Source organism: Urinicoccus massiliensis, assembly GCF_900120405.1.
In the GTDB taxonomy this organism is placed as follows: Bacteria; Bacillota; Clostridia; order Tissierellales; family Peptoniphilaceae; genus Urinicoccus; species Urinicoccus massiliensis.
In genome coordinates this window covers 93229-111259 of record NZ_LT635493.1, presented here as the reverse complement: position 1 = coordinate 111259, position 18031 = coordinate 93229, and the positions used below count along the sequence as shown (strand labels likewise).

At 40.4% G+C, this 18031-nt stretch carries 23 protein-coding genes and 1 pseudogene; 21 read left to right on the top strand and 3 right to left on the bottom strand.

Annotated features, from left to right (window positions below; genetic code table 11):
• Window position 1: 1 nt before the first annotated feature.
• The 5 genes from BQ7400_RS05160 (at window position 2) to BQ7400_RS05140 (ending at window position 4511) form a co-directional block, all read left to right on the top strand.
• On the top strand, window positions 2-997 hold the full coding sequence (locus tag BQ7400_RS05160) for a bifunctional lytic transglycosylase/C40 family peptidase (RefSeq protein WP_425445224.1): 996 nt from the start codon (window positions 2-4) through the stop codon (window positions 995-997).
• On the top strand, window positions 994-1929 hold the full coding sequence (locus BQ7400_RS05155; protein WP_001224320.1) for a conjugal transfer protein: 936 nt from the start codon (window positions 994-996) through the stop codon (window positions 1927-1929). Before BQ7400_RS05160 ends, BQ7400_RS05155 begins: the two co-directional genes overlap by 4 nt.
• A gap of 274 nt (window positions 1930-2203) precedes the next feature.
• Window positions 2204-2290, top strand: coding sequence for a tetracycline resistance determinant leader peptide (locus BQ7400_RS05150; RefSeq protein WP_011058339.1), 87 nt, complete (start codon window positions 2204-2206; stop codon window positions 2288-2290).
• A 15-nt stretch (window positions 2291-2305) separates the two neighbouring features.
• Entirely contained in the window at window positions 2306-4225 is a 1920-nt protein-coding gene (tet(M), locus tag BQ7400_RS05145) for a tetracycline resistance ribosomal protection protein Tet(M) (protein ID WP_000691736.1), read from the top strand.
• 118 nt (window positions 4226-4343) lie between these two features.
• Window positions 4344-4511 carry a cysteine-rich KTR domain-containing protein gene (locus BQ7400_RS05140; protein WP_000336323.1) on the top strand — a complete coding sequence of 56 codons (168 nt, stop codon included), beginning with the start codon at window positions 4344-4346 and terminating at the stop codon, window positions 4509-4511.
• Between the two features lie 59 nt (window positions 4512-4570).
• Here the strand turns inward: BQ7400_RS05140 and BQ7400_RS05135 are convergent, their stop codons facing one another.
• Window positions 4571-4924, bottom strand: a complete 354-nt coding sequence (locus BQ7400_RS05135) for a helix-turn-helix transcriptional regulator (RefSeq protein WP_001227347.1) — start codon at window positions 4922-4924, stop codon at window positions 4571-4573.
• Window positions 4925-5428: 504 nt separating this feature from the next.
• Between BQ7400_RS05135 and BQ7400_RS05130 the strand changes: the two genes are divergently transcribed.
• The 4 genes from BQ7400_RS05130 (at window position 5429) to BQ7400_RS05110 (ending at window position 8045) form a co-directional block, all read left to right on the top strand.
• Window positions 5429-5854, top strand: a complete 426-nt coding sequence (locus tag BQ7400_RS05130; RefSeq protein ID WP_005957428.1) for a sigma-70 family RNA polymerase sigma factor — start codon at window positions 5429-5431, stop codon at window positions 5852-5854.
• Entirely contained in the window at window positions 5851-6081 is a 231-nt protein-coding gene (locus BQ7400_RS05125) for a helix-turn-helix domain-containing protein (RefSeq protein ID WP_001224508.1), read from the top strand. The genes BQ7400_RS05130 and BQ7400_RS05125 overlap by 4 nt, the downstream gene beginning before the upstream one ends.
• Before the next feature lie 461 nt (window positions 6082-6542).
• On the top strand, window positions 6543-6746 hold the full coding sequence (locus BQ7400_RS05115) for an excisionase (RefSeq protein ID WP_072469709.1): 204 nt from the start codon (window positions 6543-6545) through the stop codon (window positions 6744-6746).
• An 81-nt stretch (window positions 6747-6827) separates the two neighbouring features.
• A complete protein-coding gene (locus BQ7400_RS05110) occupies window positions 6828-8045 on the top strand; it encodes a tyrosine-type recombinase/integrase (RefSeq protein ID WP_001291569.1) in 1218 nt (405 codons plus the stop codon).
• Between the two features lie 471 nt (window positions 8046-8516).
• Here BQ7400_RS05110 and BQ7400_RS10455 read toward each other — a convergent pair.
• Window positions 8517-8588 (bottom strand): annotated as a pseudogene (locus BQ7400_RS10455) (IS200/IS605 family transposase); the annotation flags it as partial.
• Window positions 8589-8905: 317 nt separating this feature from the next.
• Here BQ7400_RS10455 and BQ7400_RS10915 point away from each other — a divergent pair.
• From BQ7400_RS10915 to BQ7400_RS05075, 7 genes are all read left to right on the top strand, one after another.
• A complete protein-coding gene (locus tag BQ7400_RS10915; protein WP_094230611.1) occupies window positions 8906-9037 on the top strand; it encodes a hypothetical protein in 132 nt (43 codons plus the stop codon).
• Between the two features lie 36 nt (window positions 9038-9073).
• Window positions 9074-9214 carry a hypothetical protein gene (locus tag BQ7400_RS10610; protein WP_156101873.1) on the top strand — a complete coding sequence of 47 codons (141 nt, stop codon included), beginning with the start codon at window positions 9074-9076 and terminating at the stop codon, window positions 9212-9214.
• Between the two features lie 315 nt (window positions 9215-9529).
• The gene (locus BQ7400_RS05095; RefSeq protein WP_034439112.1) at window positions 9530-9844 is read left to right on the top strand and encodes a PadR family transcriptional regulator; all 315 of its coding nucleotides are present in this window, start codon (window positions 9530-9532) and stop codon (window positions 9842-9844) included.
• A complete protein-coding gene (locus BQ7400_RS05090; RefSeq protein WP_052099115.1) occupies window positions 9841-10443 on the top strand; it encodes a DUF1700 domain-containing protein in 603 nt (200 codons plus the stop codon). Before BQ7400_RS05095 ends, BQ7400_RS05090 begins: the two co-directional genes overlap by 4 nt.
• Window positions 10440-11150 (top strand): hypothetical protein, encoded by a 711-nt coding sequence (locus tag BQ7400_RS05085; RefSeq protein ID WP_034439109.1) that lies wholly within the window; start codon window positions 10440-10442, stop codon window positions 11148-11150. Before BQ7400_RS05090 ends, BQ7400_RS05085 begins: the two co-directional genes overlap by 4 nt.
• A gap of 51 nt (window positions 11151-11201) precedes the next feature.
• Window positions 11202-11663: a tRNA (uridine(34)/cytosine(34)/5-carboxymethylaminomethyluridine(34)-2'-O)-methyltransferase TrmL gene (trmL, locus tag BQ7400_RS05080; RefSeq protein ID WP_034439106.1), complete on the top strand. Its 462-nt coding sequence runs from the start codon at window positions 11202-11204 to the stop codon at window positions 11661-11663.
• Window positions 11664-11671: 8 nt separating this feature from the next.
• Window positions 11672-12304 (top strand): class II aldolase/adducin family protein, encoded by a 633-nt coding sequence (locus BQ7400_RS05075; protein WP_034439103.1) that lies wholly within the window; start codon window positions 11672-11674, stop codon window positions 12302-12304.
• Between the two features lie 99 nt (window positions 12305-12403).
• Here BQ7400_RS05075 and BQ7400_RS05070 read toward each other — a convergent pair whose 3' ends face one another.
• On the bottom strand, window positions 12404-12757 hold the full coding sequence (locus BQ7400_RS05070) for a class II SORL domain-containing protein (RefSeq protein WP_034439100.1): 354 nt from the start codon (window positions 12755-12757) through the stop codon (window positions 12404-12406).
• Window positions 12758-12956: 199 nt separating this feature from the next.
• Here BQ7400_RS05070 and BQ7400_RS05065 point away from each other — a divergent pair, with 199 nt between their 5' ends.
• From BQ7400_RS05065 to BQ7400_RS05045, 5 genes are all read left to right on the top strand, one after another.
• Entirely contained in the window at window positions 12957-14093 is a 1137-nt protein-coding gene (locus BQ7400_RS05065; protein ID WP_034439096.1) for a THUMP domain-containing class I SAM-dependent RNA methyltransferase, read from the top strand.
• Between the two features lie 14 nt (window positions 14094-14107).
• A complete protein-coding gene (locus BQ7400_RS05060; RefSeq protein ID WP_034439094.1) occupies window positions 14108-14647 on the top strand; it encodes a cob(I)yrinic acid a,c-diamide adenosyltransferase in 540 nt (179 codons plus the stop codon).
• A gap of 23 nt (window positions 14648-14670) precedes the next feature.
• Window positions 14671-15777: a PP2C family protein-serine/threonine phosphatase gene (locus tag BQ7400_RS05055; RefSeq protein WP_072469707.1), complete on the top strand. Its 1107-nt coding sequence runs from the start codon at window positions 14671-14673 to the stop codon at window positions 15775-15777.
• 290 nt (window positions 15778-16067) lie between these two features.
• Window positions 16068-17213 carry an acyl-CoA dehydrogenase gene (locus BQ7400_RS05050; RefSeq protein ID WP_072469706.1) on the top strand — a complete coding sequence of 382 codons (1146 nt, stop codon included), beginning with the start codon at window positions 16068-16070 and terminating at the stop codon, window positions 17211-17213.
• A 22-nt stretch (window positions 17214-17235) separates the two neighbouring features.
• Window positions 17236-18030: an electron transfer flavoprotein subunit beta/FixA family protein gene (locus BQ7400_RS05045; RefSeq protein ID WP_034439090.1), complete on the top strand. Its 795-nt coding sequence runs from the start codon at window positions 17236-17238 to the stop codon at window positions 18028-18030.
• Window position 18031: the final 1 nt, after the last annotated feature.

Below are 18031 nucleotides of genomic sequence, written 5' to 3'. Positions count from 1 at the left end.
GTTGAAAACTTTAGTGATTGGTGGTTCTGGATTATTCTTGATGGTCTTCTCACTGCTTCTGCTTGTTGCCATTTTATTTTCAGATGAACAGGACAGCGGAATTTCCAATATTCATTATGGAGGTGTGAATGTTTCCGCAGAAGTGCTGGCTCATAAGCCTATGGTAGAAAAATATGCCAAAGAATATGGCGTTGAAGAATATGTCAACATACTTCTTGCGATTATACAGGTGGAATCGGGCGGTACTGCGGAAGATGTTATGCAGTCCTCGGAATCCCTCGGTCTTCCACCTAATTCATTGAGTACAGAAGAATCCATTAAGCAAGGTGTGAAGTATTTCAGTGAATTATTAGCCAGTAGCGAAAGGCTCAGTGTAGATTTAGAATCGGTTATCCAGTCCTACAATTATGGTGGTGGTTTCTTAGGGTATGTGGCTAATCGTGGAAATAAATATACCTTTGAACTGGCTCAAAGTTTCTCAAAAGAGTATTCAGGTGGCGAAAAAGTGTCTTACCCCAATCCCATAGCCATACCTATCAATGGGGGCTGGCGATACAACTATGGCAATATGTTTTATGTGCAACTGGTAACGCAGTATCTTGTCACAACAGAGTTTGATGATGATACGGTACAAGCCATCATGGACGAAGCACTGAAATATGAGGGCTGGCGATACGTTTACGGTGGAGCTTCCCCGACTACTTCTTTTGATTGTAGCGGACTGACACAATGGACGTATGGAAAAGCTGGAATTAACTTACCACGAACCGCACAACAGCAATATGATGTGACCCAGCATATCCCACTATCGGAAGCACAAGCTGGCGATTTGGTTTTCTTTCATTCTACCTATAACGCTGGCTCTTATATTACTCATGTTGGGATATACCTTGGCAATAACCGTATGTTTCATGCAGGCGACCCAATCGGTTATGCCGACTTAACAAGCCCCTACTGGCAACAGCATTTAGTGGGAGCAGGACGAATCAAACAATGAGAAAGGAAGATTTAATGATGAAATTTAGAAAAAATCAGAATAAAGAAAAACAGATACCAAAGGAAAAGAAACCTCGTGTCTACTATAAGGTCAATCCTCATAAAAAGGTTGTGATTGCCTTGTGGGTACTTTTAGGGCTTAGTTTCAGCTTTGCGATATTCAAGCACTTTACAGCTATAGATACTCATACTATTCACGAAACAACTATCATAGAAAAGGAATACGTTGATACTCATCATGTAGAAAATTTTGTAGAGAACTTTGCGAAAGTCTACTATTCATGGGAGCAATCCGATAAGTCCATTGATAATCGAATGGAAAGTCTAAAAGGCTATCTGACAGATGAACTTCAAGCTCTCAATGTTGATACAGTACGCAAAGATATTCCTGTATCGTCTTCTGTAAGAGGATTTCAGATATGGACGGTAGAGCCAACTGGCGACAATGAGTTTAATGTAACCTACAGTGTAGACCAGCTCATTACAGAGGGAGAAAATACAAAGACCGTCCACTCTGCTTATATAGTGAGTGTCTATGTAGATGGTTCTGGAAATATGGTACTGGTTAAGAATCCGACCATTACCAACATACCTAAGAAATCAAGTTATAAACCAAAAGCCATTGAAAGTGAGGGGACGGTTGATTCCATTACAACCAATGAAATCAATGAGTTTTTAACGACGTTCTTCAAGCTCTATCCTACAGCGACAGCCAGTGAACTTTCCTACTATGTGAATGACGGGATATTAAAACCAATCGGAAAAGAGTACATCTTTCAAGAACTGGTAAATCCTATTCACAATCGTAAGGATAATCAAGTCACGGTATCGCTGACAGTGGAGTATATCGACCAGCAGACCAAAGCAACGCAGGTATCTCAATTTGATTTGGTACTTGAAAAGAACGGGAGTAATTGGAAGATTATAGAATAACAAATATTGGTACATTATTACAGCTATTTTGTAATCACGTACTCTCTTTGATAAAAAATTGGAGATTCCTTTACAAATATGCTCTTACGTGCTATTATTTAAGTATCTATTTAAAAGGAGTTAATAAATATGCGGCAAGGTATTCTTAAATAAACTGTCAATTTGATAGTGGGAACAAATAATTGGATGTCCTTTTTTAGGAGGGCTTAGTTTTTTGTACCCAGTTTAAGAATACCTTTATCATGTGATTCTAAAGTATCCAGAGAATATCTGTATGCTTTGTATACCTATGGTTATGCATAAAAATCCCAGTGATAAAAGTATTTATCACTGGGATTTTTATGCCCTTTTGGGTTTTTGAATGGAGGAAAATCACATGAAAATTATTAATATTGGAGTTTTAGCTCATGTTGATGCAGGAAAAACTACCTTAACAGAAAGCTTATTATATAACAGTGGAGCGATTACAGAATTAGGAAGCGTGGACAAAGGTACAACGAGGACGGATAATACGCTTTTAGAACGTCAGAGAGGAATTACAATTCAGACAGGAATAACCTCTTTTCAGTGGGAAAATACGAAGGTGAACATCATAGACACGCCAGGACATATGGATTTCTTAGCAGAAGTATATCGTTCATTATCAGTTTTAGATGGGGCAATTCTACTGATTTCTGCAAAAGATGGCGTACAAGCACAAACTCGTATATTATTTCATGCACTTAGGAAAATGGGGATTCCCACAATCTTTTTTATCAATAAGATTGACCAAAATGGAATTGATTTATCAACGGTTTATCAGGATATTAAAGAGAAACTTTCTGCCGAAATTGTAATCAAACAGAAGGTAGAACTGTATCCTAATATGTGTGTGACGAACTTTACCGAATCTGAACAATGGGATACGGTAATAGAGGGAAACGATGACCTTTTAGAGAAATATATGTCCGGTAAATCATTAGAAGCATTGGAACTCGAACAAGAGGAAAGCATAAGATTTCAGAATTGTTCTCTGTTCCCTCTTTATCATGGAAGTGCAAAAAGTAATATAGGGATTGATAACCTTATAGAAGTTATTACTAATAAATTTTATTCATCAACACATCGAGGTCCGTCTGAACTTTGCGGAAATGTTTTCAAAATTGAATATACAAAAAAAAGACAACGTCTTGCATATATACGCCTTTATAGTGGAGTACTACATTTACGAGATTCGGTTAGAGTATCAGAAAAAGAAAAAATAAAAGTTACAGAAATGTATACTTCAATAAATGGTGAATTATGTAAGATTGATAGAGCTTATTCTGGAGAAATTGTTATTTTGCAAAATGAGTTTTTGAAGTTAAATAGTGTTCTTGGAGATACAAAACTATTGCCACAGAGAAAAAAGATTGAAAATCCGCACCCTCTACTACAAACAACTGTTGAACCGAGTAAACCTGAACAGAGAGAAATGTTGCTTGATGCCCTTTTGGAAATCTCAGATAGTGATCCGCTTCTACGATATTACGTGGATTCTACGACACATGAAATTATACTTTCTTTCTTAGGGAAAGTACAAATGGAAGTGATTAGTGCACTGTTGCAAGAAAAGTATCATGTGGAGATAGAACTAAAAGAGCCTACAGTCATTTATATGGAGAGACCGTTAAAAAATGCAGAATATACCATTCACATCGAAGTGCCGCCAAATCCTTTCTGGGCTTCCATTGGTTTATCTGTATCACCGCTTCCGTTGGGAAGTGGAATGCAGTATGAGAGCTCGGTTTCTCTTGGATACTTAAATCAATCATTTCAAAATGCAGTTATGGAAGGGATACGCTATGGTTGCGAACAAGGATTATATGGTTGGAATGTGACGGACTGTAAAATCTGTTTTAAGTATGGCTTATACTATAGCCCTGTTAGTACCCCAGCAGATTTTCGGATGCTTGCTCCTATTGTATTGGAACAAGTCTTAAAAAAAGCTGGAACAGAATTGTTAGAGCCATATCTTAGTTTTAAAATTTATGCGCCACAGGAATATCTTTCACGAGCATACAACGATGCTCCTAAATATTGTGCGAACATCGTAGACACTCAATTGAAAAATAATGAGGTCATTCTTAGTGGAGAAATCCCTGCTCGGTGTATTCAAGAATATCGTAGTGATTTAACTTTCTTTACAAATGGACGTAGTGTTTGTTTAACAGAGTTAAAAGGGTACCATGTTACTACCGGTGAACCTGTTTGCCAGCCCCGTCGTCCAAATAGTCGGATAGATAAAGTACGATATATGTTCAATAAAATAACTTAGTGTATTTTATGTTGTTATATAAATATGGTTTCTTGTTAAATAAGATGAAATATTTTTTAATAAAGATTTGAATTAAAGTGTAAAGGAGGAGATAGTTATTATAAACTACAAGTGGATATTGTGTCCTGTATGTGGAAATAAAACACGATTAAAGATAAGGGAAGATACTGAATTAAAAAAATTCCCCCTCTATTGTCCGAAATGCAGACAAGAAAATTTAATTGAAATAAAGCAGTTCAAAGTAACTGTGATTACAGAGCCAGACGCAAAGACGCAGAGCCGATAAAATGAGATTAATACAATCTCATTTTATCGGCTCTTTCCGTTATGTATGGATTCTTTTAATTAGTCTTCGATGTTTCTTGCTTCGTTGATACCGCTGGCTAAAGATTCCATTAAGGATAGTTCTTTGTCTGTAAAGCTATCCATGTATTTCTCTATCTGTAATCGTCGGGTGCTTTTTACCAAGTTATTAGCAGGTAAGAAAAATTCATCAACGGAAACATGAAGTAACGATACAAGGTCATAAAGAACTTGTATGCTGGGGTGTTGCCCTTTATTTTCAATATTAGTTAAGTACCGTGGGTCAATTTCAATCAATGCTCCCACTTGTTCACGAGTTAAACCTCGTTTCAATCGAGCTTCTTTAATGGCTAAACCAAAGGCTCTAAAATCATATTTATCTTCTTTTTTACGCATAGTAGACCACCTCTATACATTTTATTGTTCCTACTGAATTAAAAACAGGTATAGAAAAACGTGTTATATGGTTTATAGGTTTATATTTAATAAAAAGCACTACTAAACGCCAATAAAAAAAACCGTTATATGGTAGTGCTATTTACGCTGTTAAAATATTGTATATTACTTCCAAATGGCGGTTTGTTGGAGGTCAACGTCGCCATGAAGTACATCATATACAATAAATTTCCTTACATTGGGTTCTTGTCAAAAAAAGTCGTCTATCTGCAATAGATAAGTACGTCCACCAATGTGGTTTTATAAATCATATAGATAGAATAACAGAAGCATGTAAACAGAGAAATAAATCTGTTTATATGCTTTTTTGGCTATTCAGAACTTTTTTACAAAGTTTATTTATCAGTAATGCAACAAATCCCCCTTTCACATTGGGACTAAGAGTGAAAGGAGATAAACGAGCAAGGCTCACTTCCTTTCCTAGACAGAAAGGGGGTGAGAAACATGAAACCATCTTCTTTTCAGACCACAATAGAAAATCAGTTTGACTATATCTGTAAACGTGCTATGGAAGACGAGCGAAAGAATTATATGCTTTATCTTTCAAGGATTGCAAAGCGTGAGGTGTCCTTTTCGGATGTTGGCGATTATCTTGTTAGCCAGTTTGCGACAACAGATAACTATTCAACTGACTTTCAGATTTTTACACTCAATGGGTTATCAGTAGGCGTTGAAAATGATTTGTTGAGTGAAGCATTACGTGAGTTGCCAGACAAGAAACGTGAAATTCTACTGCTGTTTTACTTTATGGACATGAGCGATTCAGAAATTGCAGACCTGTTGAAATTGAACCGTTCTACTGTCTATCGGCATAGAACCAGTGGACTAGCCTTAATCAAGAAGTTTATGGAGGAGGAAAACGAAGAATGAGAAAAGAATATTCCAGAATTCCATTCCCATTGATTGTAAAGGCTTGTGATGGCGATACAGAAGCGATTAACCAGATTCTACATTATTACAGAGGGTACATTGCTAAACGCTCTCTACGGTTGATGAAAGATGAATATGGCAATCAAAGTATGGTCGTTGATGAGGTCTTACGTGGACGAATGGAAACCAGGTTGATTACAAAAATCCTGTCATTTGAGATTGAGTAGCACCGATTTATCTCTCTTTTCGTGGAAGTGCGGACGAGCTTTCCATACTTCCCGATTGGGGAGGTTTGTTATTCCATCAAAGCATATTGTCTTTCAGTATGTTTTGATAGGCTGACAAGCCATCTGTTCTTTGAAAACTGAATAACAGCAGTCGAATACATTTCGATAAGAAAAGAGCCAACGGAGCTGACCGCCATGACCTGCCCTGTAAAGATAGCGAGCGATTCATGTCAGTGATCCGAGAAGTAATCTTTAGCAGGATTGCCAGCGAAGACATTCTTATCGTAATAATGATACTCCTGTATCGTCATAGTCCGAGCGTTAAAAGCGTCGCAGGCAATGAGTACAGTTGGACGAGAACCGTGCAAGGGTGGAACTCCCGTGAGCTTTGCTAAAGCTGTTCGATTGCTTGTAAAACTACTTTTATGAAATCTAACGTGTGATTGGGAAAGGAGGATTTTATGAAGCAGACAGATATTCCTATCTGGGAGCGTTATACCCTGACCATTGAAGAAGCGTCTAAGTATTTCCGTATTGGCGAAAATAAGCTCCGTCGTTTGGCAGATGAAAATAAAAATGCTGATTGGCTGATTATGAATGGCAATCGTATTCAGATAAAGCGAAAACAGTTTGAAAAAATTATTGATACATTGGACGCAATCTAGCGTCGCCAAAGGGTCTTGGATATGATAAAATAGCATTAAGTCGTATCAAGGCTCTTTCCATTTTGGAAAGGAGCGAAAGCCATGTCAGAGAAAAGACGTGACAATAAAGGTCGCATTTTAAAGACTGGGGAGAGCCAACGAAAAGACGGAAGATACTTATATAAATATGTAGATTCATTTGGAGAACCGCAATTTATCTACTCATGGAAACTGGTGGCTACAGACAGAGTACCAGCAGGAAAGCGTGATTGTGTTCCTCTTCGGGAAAAAGTTGCGGAGCTACTGAAAGACATTCATGATGGCATTGATGTTGTAGGAAAGAAAATGACACTTTGTCAGCTTTACGCAAAGCAGAATGCTCAAAGACCCAATGTGAAGAAAGGCACGCAAACTGGACGGAAATATCTGATGGATATTTTGACAAAGGACAAGTTAGGTGCAAGGAGCATAGACAGCATTAAACCGTCTGACGCTAAAGAATGGGCGATTAGAATGAGTGAAGATGGATATGCTTATCAAACCATCAATAACTATAAGCGTTCTTTAAGGGCTTCATTCTATATTGCGATTGAAGACGATTGTGTTCGGAAGAATCCCTTTGACTTCCAGCTAAATACCGTCATTGATGATGATACTGTTCCTAAAGTCGCATTGACAACGGAGCAGGAAGAAAAGCTGTTATCCTTTGCGAAAGCTGATAAGACCTACAGCAAGAATTATGATGAAATCCTGATACTCTTAAAAACGGGTCTTCGTATTTCAGAGTTTGGCGGTCTGACACTTCCAGATTTGGATTTTGAAAATCGTCTTGTCAAGGTAGACCATCAGTTACTACGAGATACTGAAAATGGATACTACATTGAAACTCCCAAGACTAAAAGTGGCGAACGACAAGTTCCTATGGTTGAAGAAGCCTATCAAGCGTTTCAGCGAGTGCTGGCGAATCGGAAGAACCGTAAATGTGTTGTGATTGATGGTTATAGTAATTTCCTTTTTCTCAATGGGAAAGACTATCCTAAAGTGGCAAGTGATTACAATGGTATGTTGAAAAACCTTGTCAAGAAATACAATAAATATCATGAGGATAAGCTACCCCATATCACTCCACACATTTTGCGTCATACGTTCTGCACTAACTATGCAAATGCAGGAATGAACCCAAAAGCATTGCAGTACATTATGGGGCATGCGAATATAAACATGACGCTGAACTATTACGCACATGCTACATTCGATTCTGCTATGGCAGAGATGAACCGCTTGGAAAAAAAGAAACAGCAGGAACGTCTTGTTGCTTAGTAGTACAGATGAATTTACTACTAATTTACCACTTCTGACAGTCAATTCATGAGGAAATATATAAGGAAACGTGAAGTATCTTCCAACAGTAAAAATGCTCGAAGCCCTTTAGAATAAGGATTTGCGAGCATTTAATGAGATTTAAAAGGATAATTAGAAATCTATGTTTTGTTTATTTTTATAAATTAATTATGGATATGTATTCTGATAAGATAAATATAAGGACTTTTAAACAAAAATCCAAAATCTAACTTTTACATTACATAATTTTTGCTTGAATTGTTACGAATAAATTGCTTTAATTAAAATGAAAAAAGTGAAAGACAAGTTAAATTGTAAACTTTTATTATATGAATAAAACAGATATAATCATTTTGCTATTTTCGTAATAAACTCATCAACGGAGGAGAAGCGTGTATAGTTTATATCAGAAAAACGAGGTATTATTTGCAGTTGTCTGGATCATAACATTCTGTATTTCGGAGCAAATACTATATGATACTTACAATTCCAAGATGTATGTGATAAACTATTTTTATTCATGTGGATGCCTCCCTTTTCTAAATATGCTACTGCCAGTAACTTATTTAGTATATCATGGGAGGCTTTCTTACTTGAAGCTAAAGCTTATTTTCCTACCACCAGCATAGCTGGTGGTTTTTTCATGCTAAAGCGTACAATAAAAAAGAGGGATTGTCATTAATGACAATCCCTCTTCTGATAATAATGGCCAAACGTTAATTGTCCCCTTGGTACAGATCAAGGGCCATAAGAACAAGATTTTTTAAATAAACAAAAGAATAGGAAATGACTTGACAAGATATACCTGAGATCAGCCTATGACCATGGGGAGATAAAAAGTGATAGAAAGAGTAATAGCCCTAGCTATTGCAATCCTAACGATTTATCAAATGGTGCTAACAAACAAAAAGATAAAATTAGAGATTGAAAAGCTAAGGCTAGAAAACAAAAACCTTAAAGGCGATGGTTAATTCCATCCCTTTAAGGGATATTCTATCACAAAGTATATGTTAAATCAAATTTTAAATATCTTGCTTGCCCTTTCAGTAGTGGTGATGATTACACTTGCTATAAAGAACAGGCGACTAGAAAAGGAAAAGGAAGAAGTAGAAAGAGAGTTAAAAGATGGTAGAAAAGAAAACCAGTGAAGCACAAAGACGAGCATCAAAAGAGTGGAAAAAAAGGAATCCTGAACACGCAAGATATTTAAGTGTACGGTCGGCCGCTCGAACATTCTCCCGAAAATATGCTAAAAATAGGGAGGAGGTAGAAGAGTTATTGACTATTTTTGATACAGAAAACATAAATAGACAAAATTAGAGCCTAAAAAGGCTCTTTTTTATACAATTTTAAAAACTGGGATAAATTAAAAAGTCTAGGCCTAGGCAAAGTTTTTTCTAAAATATAAAAAGCTACCTTGCAATACACAGTAGATTGCAGTATACTATAGCAGAGGTGAGGAGATGAATGTTCAATTTAAAAAGGGTGTCTTAGAACTTTTAGTCTTACATTTACTATCCTTGAAGGATTTTTATGGCTATGAGTTGGTAGACCGGATCTCCCAGAAAATTTCAATTTCAGAAGGGACGATTTACCCCCTATTAAGGCGGTTTAAAACAGAGGGCTATGTCTTAACCTACTTACAAGAATCAGAAAGTGGACCGCCGAGAAAGTACTACCAATTAACCCCCCGGGGGAAATTGGAAGTGGAGAGTCAAAAGGAAGAGTGGAAATCTTTTCTAAAGGGCGTTGAAGAAATTTTAGGAGGGCAGGAATGAGTCAAAAAGAATACTTAGATTTACTCCGCTATTATTTAAGGAAGCTGCCGGACAATGTGGTGGAGGATATTATTGCTGATTATGAAGAACACTTTCGACTGGGAAAAGAGGCGGGAAAGAGTGAGGGGGTTATTTCAGCCGAACTAGGCAGCCCCATTGAAATTGCTCGAGACTTTAAGGCCTCGGAATACCAATTTACCCCTAGAGAGCCAGGAAAAACTTCCTCAGGAAGCCAGGTGGGCAAGGTTCTTTTACTTGTCTTGGGGCTTTTAGTCCTAAGCCCTGTTATTCTGACAATCCTGTCCTTGGTGTTTGCCGTATTTGCAACAGTCCTATCCCTAATTGTTGCAGCGGTGGTTTCTTTCTTTGCCATAGGGTCCAGCCTCTTTTTAAAGGGCCTGGGTTTTGCCACTCCCTGGGCGCAGCTAAATGTTAGCCTTCACCCCCTGACTCAAATTTTTACATCCCTGGCCTGTCTTTGCTTGGGCCTGTTGAGTCTGGTTATCTTTCTTTATTTTCTAAAGTTTATCTACTCAATTTGCAAACGGATTTTTGTTGCCATCCACTGGGAAATTAAAAAAAGGAGGGCCCGGAGATGAAAAAACTTTTAACCATTATGAGTATTTTGAGTCTGGTCTTTACGGCAGGGGCTATTCTTGCCTTTACTAGCCTAGACCTTCCAGGACTAAAGGCCCAGGCCCAAGAAAAAAATATCTCCCTTTGGGAGGTGGTTTTTCCCAAAGAAATTGACTTTTCTAGAAGAGTAGCGGACCAAGTCTTGGAAGATGACCTATCCGGCATTGAAAGAATTGAACTGGACGGGGGCAACTTAAATATCCGCCTGGTTAAGGGGGACCGCTTCCAAGTCAAGGCTTCAGACCCCAAGGCCAGTCGCTACTATACAATAGAGGATGGTTGCTTGGAAATTCAAGGGGGGAAAAAGGGCATTTCTTATGAAATCTCCAGCCCAAATCCGGAAAAGCTGACCCTGTCGGGGGACTTTGACAACGGGTCTTGCCAGATTGAAGCAAGTTTGGCCCAAGGAGATGTGAGTCTGGCCAATGGAGAAGTTAAGGTCAATGTGGACCAATCTTTTCCCCTGACGGTTGATGTAGACAATGGAAGTATCCAATACCACGCCCAGGAACTCAACGCCAAATTTACCACCAGCGTGGATGTGGGATCCATCAAATTCTTTGACAACACCCACTCCGGTATTGGCTTTGATGAAATTCGGGAAAGCTTCGGCCAAGGGAGAGATGACATCCAACTGACCCTGGATGTGGGAGAAATCTCTGTGGAATAAGATTGTCAGCAGGGGAAATATTTCCTATAATAAATAGGAAAGGAAGTGCCTATGTTAAATATAATTCTATACCAACCGGAAATTCCATATAACACGGGAGCCATTGCCAGGACCTGTGCCCTGACTAAGACCAGGCTCCACCTGGTAAAGCCTTTGGGCTTTTCTGTAGATGACAGCCACCTGAAAAGGGCAGGCCTGGACTATTGGCCCCTGGTGGACATCTCCTACTATGATTCCTTTGAAGATGTAGTGGACCTAATGGAGGGGGACATTTACTTTGCCTCTACCCATGGCCACAAACGCTATACCGATGTGACCTACAAGGATGGAGACGCCATTGTCTTTGGCCGGGAAACTTCCGGTCTTCCCAAGGAAATTATGGACAAGTATAAAGACCAACTCATCCGGGTCCCCATGCGGACAGAGTTGAGACGGTCTTTAAACCTGGCCAATTCAGCCAATATCGTCCTCTTTGAAGCCCTGCGGCAAAATGACTTTTTCGACTTGGACTAGGAGGGGCCATGGATCCTGTTATTGACTATTCAAAAACCATGTTAAAAGACGGGTTGACCTTTGGTACAGGAGGCAACATCAGTCGACGGTTAAGTCCCGAGACCTATCTGATTACTCCTTCAGGCCAAGCCTATGAGAGTTTGGAGGATAAGGACCTGGTAGAGATGGAAGTGGGAGGAGAAAAAAAGCCGGGACAAAACCCCTCTAGCGAATACCACCTCCACTCCCTGATCTATGAAAAATATAGCCAGGCCCAGGCCGTAGTCCATACCCATTCCAACTACATCAATGTTTTGGCAGCCTTGGAAAGGCCCTTGCCCACCATGCACTACCTTATGGCTTCTGCCGGTCCGGACCCCATCCAGGTGGCTTACTATGCCTCTTTTGGCACCCAGGACCTGGCCCGAGAAGCTTGTAAGGCCTTTGGGCGCAACAAGGCTGTCATCCTATCCCACCACGGCCTGGTGGCCTATGGGGCCAACCTGAAAGAGGCCTATGACCTGGCCAAGACCTTGGAGTTTTGTGCCTTTGTCTATGTTCAAGCCTCAGCCTTGGGGCCGGTGAAAAACCTCCCTAAAGAGGAAATGGAAAGGATGGTTTTGGCCTTTCAAGACTATGGAGTTCGGAAGAAACTGGATTAGGGGGACTTAAAAAATTTTCGGCTGGAAAGTAGATGTTTATAAGCAATAAAAAAAGGAAGGCAGTCAATCTACCTTCCTTTTTCTTATAAGCAACTGGTTTTAAAGTTCTTGAGAATTTTCCCATAGGCCATGGATGTTGCAATAGCTTAGGGCATAAATTGTTCCAGAATAAGTTCCGCTTAAGCAAGCATGAACACATGGTTTGGTACAAATTTCATCTTCGCCATGGGCAGAGAATTGGTAGGAGCCAATTTCAACAGGGAACTTGGATCCTTCTTTTTGTAAGAAAACCTTAATCCATTGGATGTGGTGTTCTAGGGTATTTGGATGTTCAGTTTCTTCGCCAACACGAACGTTAATCATGGTGTTGCCATCCTTGTTTTCAACATGGATTACAGGAACGTGTTTTTCATTTTTCCAATCGCCGGATTGGACGGTTTCAGTTAATTTCATAGTTAATAAGCCTCCTTAACATAACTTTCTTCGAACATCTTTATTTTAACAGATTTATATAAAATTTTAAAGTAAGAAAATAAAATCTTTCCAAGCCCGAGGAGAATCTCAGTTTTGAAAAGAAAAGACACCCAGGTCTTTTTTGAAAGGCCTAGAAGTCTTTATAAATATCTTGTATAATAGCTTACAGAGGTGAAGTGTGAAAAAATATACGTGTCTGGCGACGGCGAATTTTGGGGTCGAAGCCATTGTAAAAAGAGAGCTTGAAAAAATTGTGTCTTCTGAGATTCAAATCCAGGATGGCCGGGTCTATTTTGAAGCCAACCTGGAGGAAGTCTACCGGGCCAACCTTTGGCTTCGGTGTGCCGAAAGGGTCCACATCCAGCTGGCTTCTTTTCCGGCCAAGACTTTTGAAGAGCTCTACCAGGGGGTTCTAGCCCTGCCTTGGGGGGAAATCCTCCCCAAGGATGCCAACTTTATGGTCCAGGGCCGGTCGGCCAAGAGCAAGCTCTTTAGTGTGTCGGATTGCCAAAGAATCACGGAAAGGGCCTTGATTGACAAACTAAACCAAAGCTATTCCATGGCATGGTATCCCAAGAGTGGAGCCCGCTACAAGATAGAGGTCATCCTCTTTAAGGACCAGGCTCAAATTCTCCTGGATACTTCAGGAGAGGGTCTTCACAAGAGGGGTTACCGGCTAGAAACAGTGGAGGCACCCTTGACAGAAACCCTGGCAGCCTGCCTGGTGGACTTGAGCTATTACAACAAGGACCGGGTTTTGTGGGACCCCTTTTGCGGGTCGGGAACCATTGCCATTGAAGCCTGTATGAAGGCGAGAAATATTGCCCCGGGCCTTAACCGCCACTTTGATTGCGAATACTTTCAAGGTATGGATTCGGACCGGGTCAAGGAAATCCGCCGGGAGGCCTTTGCCGCCATTGATGCAGAAAGCGACCTTAAGGTTTATGCCTCGGACATCAACCCCCAGGCCATTCGGGCCGGGAAGAAAAATGCCGAAGCAGCCGGGGTAGATACCGACATCCACTTTGTCTGCGCCGGCATTGAGGACTACAAGCCCCGAGAAGCCTATGGCGTTTTAATCACCAACCCACCCTATGGCCACAGGATTGGCAGCCGGGAAGACAATGAAAAAATCTACCAGGCCCTAAGAGACTATGCCCTGGCAGACCCCACCTGGAGCTACTATGTGGTCACCAGTGATGAGGACTTTCCAAAGGCCTTTGGCCAAAAACCATCGAGAAAGAGAAAACTATACAACGGGCGGATCAAGGTCGACTACTACCAATATTATGGACCAAGACCCCCAAGAAAGTAAAAAGGAGTGAGAAAATGGAAATTTATACTAAAACCGGAGATAAGGGAACCACATCCCTCTTTGATTCTGTTCGTGTCAGCAAGGACGATGTTCGGGTTGAAAGCTATGGAACCGTAGATGAACTCAGTGCAGCCCTGGGCGTTTGCAACAACTATATTGAGGATGCAGACTTGAGAAAAGAACTCATGGCCATTCAAAACAAACTTTTTGTCGTCAGTGAAAACTTGGCTACCTCCAACCAAGACAAGGTCCGCCATTTTATCACAGAAGAAGACATCCATGTCTTGGAAAAACTCGTAGACAAGTACATGGAAAAGGCAGGAAAATTCACCGGATTTGTCCTTCAAGGAACCAGCAAGGCAGCAGCCTTTTTACACCTGGCTCGGACAGTTTGCCGCCGGGCAGAACGCCGGATTGTCAGCCTCCAAGGCCAAGCCTATGTAGACCCCAATGTGGTAAAATTTGTCAACCGCTTGGCGGATACCATCTATGCCTTTGCCCGTTATTGTGAAGACGAAACCATTATGGTTGATTTTGAAGCTGACCTAAAATAAAATCAGACATTCGGAGGGCTGGTATGGATTCAAAAAAGCAGAGGCGGAGTCGTTACTCCTCAGAATTCTTTTTTCAAATCATCAACAGCATCGCTGATTTCGTCCGGGTGGTGGATGTAGATAATGATGTAATCTATATGAATGGAGCTATGGAAGATACCCTGGGAGGGGACCTGTCCGACTATGAAAAGGACAAGCTTGCCCAGCAACTCTTAAACGACTTTTCCGTGACCCGACGGACTCTTGAAACCGGCGAAGTAATCCAACAAGACCAATACTATAAAAACCAGTCCTATTCAGTAAAAACTTCCCCCCTATGGAATGGAAATGGAGAGTTGGTAGGGGCAGTGGAAGTTTTTCGAAGAAACACCAGGGACCGGATCCTCCATGAAAAGTTGGTGGAAAGAAACAAGACCATGAACCATGAAATGGCTATGGCCTCCTTGATTCAAAGGGCCCTGCTTCCACAAAAGGGTTTTTTGAAAAACCTGAAAATTGACTACCTCTACCTGCCTCAAGACACCATTAGCGGGGACTTGTTTGATTTTTTCCCCATCCAGGACAACAAGTTTGCCTTCTATATCAGCGATACAGTAGGTCACGGCTTTGCTTCCGGTATGACTACCATGTTTATCAACCAGGCCATGCGGACCATGGATAGGAAAGTCCTTCTGAATCCGGGGAAAACCCTGGAACTGCTCCATAAAAAATTTTTAGACCTCCACTTGGAAATGGGCTTTTACTTTACCATCTTCTATGGGGTCTACGACAACAAGAACCATAAGATTTCCTATGCCAATGCAGGCCACAACTGCCCGCCCATCCTCTATAGGCAGGGGAGTGGAGAAAGCCTCCAAAGCTCCGGCCTACCCATTATGACCTACTTTCAAGAGGTCAACTACAAGGGGCAAGAAATTTCCGCCTACCCAGGAGACCATCTTTTCCTCTATACCGATGGTCTTATTGAATCCACCAACAAGGAAAGGGAAGAATATGGCCTGGACCGGCTAAAGAAAGTCTTGCTTAGGGACCCTTGGAACAGCATCAGGGGAGTCCGGGAAGACCTGGAGAACTTTGCAGGTAAAAAATTAAATGACGACTTATCCATTTTGGATGTAAAAATATTCTAGCTGAGCTAGGATATTTTTTTGTCCATTTTAAGATTTGATATTTTTTATCAATTTATTTAAAACATTTTTTGAAAACAGCTTTACAATAAAATATATTGTTATATAATTAATAATGGAATGGTTTTCAATCGACCTCTAGACGAATTGAAGAATGTATTTTAGGGAAAAAGGAATTCTTCAGGCCAAGGGGTTGAAAAGTTTTACCATCTATGTTATGTTATTAACAGTGCAGTTTGGTATTTTATGCAAAAGAAAATATCAGAAAAAATTACGTACAAGGGGGATATCAAATGGATTTTAAAATGGATAAGGAGCACATTTTACTTCGTAAATTATATGAAGAATTTGCTCAAACTGAAGTTGAACCGATTGCTGCAGAAGTTGACGCAGACGAAAAAGTTCCATACGAAAACATCAAAAAAATGGCCAAGGCTGGATTCTTCGGAATTCCCTTCCCAAAAGAATATGGTGGACAAGGGGCAGACTACATTGCCTATGCAATGGCTGTTGAAGAACTTTCCAAGGTTTGTGCAACTACAGGTGTTATCGTTTCAGCACATACGTCTCTATGCGCAGCACCAATCTACGAAAACGGGACAGAAGCACAAAAGAAAAAATACTTACCTGACTTATTATCCGGTAAAAAAATCGGTGCCTTCGGTTTAACTGAGCCAAACGCCGGAACAGATGCATCAGGCCAACAAACTTATGCTGAACTTGATGGAGACGAATGGATCCTAAACGGAACAAAAATCTTTATCACAAACGCTGGATTTGCTGATACCTTTATCGTTATCGGAAAAACCGACCGTAAAGCTCCAGGAAACCACGGAATCAGTGCCTTTATCGTAGAAAAAGGAACTCCGGGCTTCTCTGTAAGTGAACCAGAAGACAAGATGGGGATTCGCGGATCTTCCACTTGCGAATTAATTTTTGAAAACTGCCGTATTCCAAAAGAAAATCTTCTTGGCCGTGAAGGCAAGGGCTTTGCTCTAGCAATGAAGACTCTTGACGGTGGACGTATCGGAATCGCCGCTCAAGCTTTGGGTATTGCAGAAGGTGCTATTGACCAAACTGTTCAATATACAAAAGAAAGAGTCCAATTTGGACGTCGTATTTCTCAATTCCAAAATACACAATTCCAATTAGCAGACATGAAGGCTAAAACAGAAGCTGCTCAATTGTTAGTTTACCGTGCAGCAGACACTAAGGGCCGTGGAGAAAAATATGGTCACTATGCAGCAATGGCTAAATTATTTGCTTCTGAAACATCAAGTGATGTAACAAGACGTTGTCTACAATTATTTGGTGGATACGGATACACTAGAGACTATCCAATTGAACGTATGATGCGTGATGCGAAGATCACTGAAATCTATGAAGGTACGAGTGAAGTAATGCGTATGGTCATCAGTGGTTGGATGGGCGTTAAATAAGAGACTAATTGGAGGTTAAACTATGAAAATAATTGTTTGTGTAAAACAAGTACCAGATACAACAGAAGTGCGTTTGGACCCAAAAACAAACACATTAATTCGTGAAGGGGTTCCAAGTATCATCAACCCAGATGATAAGGCAGCTATTGAAACAGCACTTAGAATTAAAGACCAAAACCCAGATACTCATGTAACAATCCTATCCATGGGACCCCCACAAGCTGAAGATGCTTTAAGAGAAGCTTTAGCTATGGGCGCTGACGAAGCAATCCTATTAACAGACCGTGCTTTCGGTGGAGCAGATACATGGGCAACTTCCTGTACTATTGCAGGCGCTCTAGAAACTATTGGAGACTATGACCTAATCATCACTGGTCGTCAAGCAATTGATGGGGATACAGCACAAGTTGGTCCACAAATTGCAGAACACTTGAATATTCCTCAAGTAACCTATGCAGAAGACCTATCTGTAAATGGAGATACTGTAACTGTAAAACGTCAATTTGAAGACCGTTACCACATCATTGATGTAAAGACACCATGTCTTGTAACTGCCTTAACTGAACTGGCAGAACCAAGATACATGACTGTTGGTGGAATTTTTGATGCCTACAAACACGAACTGAAGGTTTGGGGTCTCGAAGATATTAAAGACCACCTTGATCTTGCAAATATTGGACTTAAGGGTTCTCCAACAAAGGTTAAGAAATCCTATCCAAAACAAGGTAAGGGTGCCGGCGTCAAGTTAGAAGACTTATCACCGGAAGAAGCAGCACGTGCTATCATCGCTAAGATGAAAGAAAAATATATTATCTAAG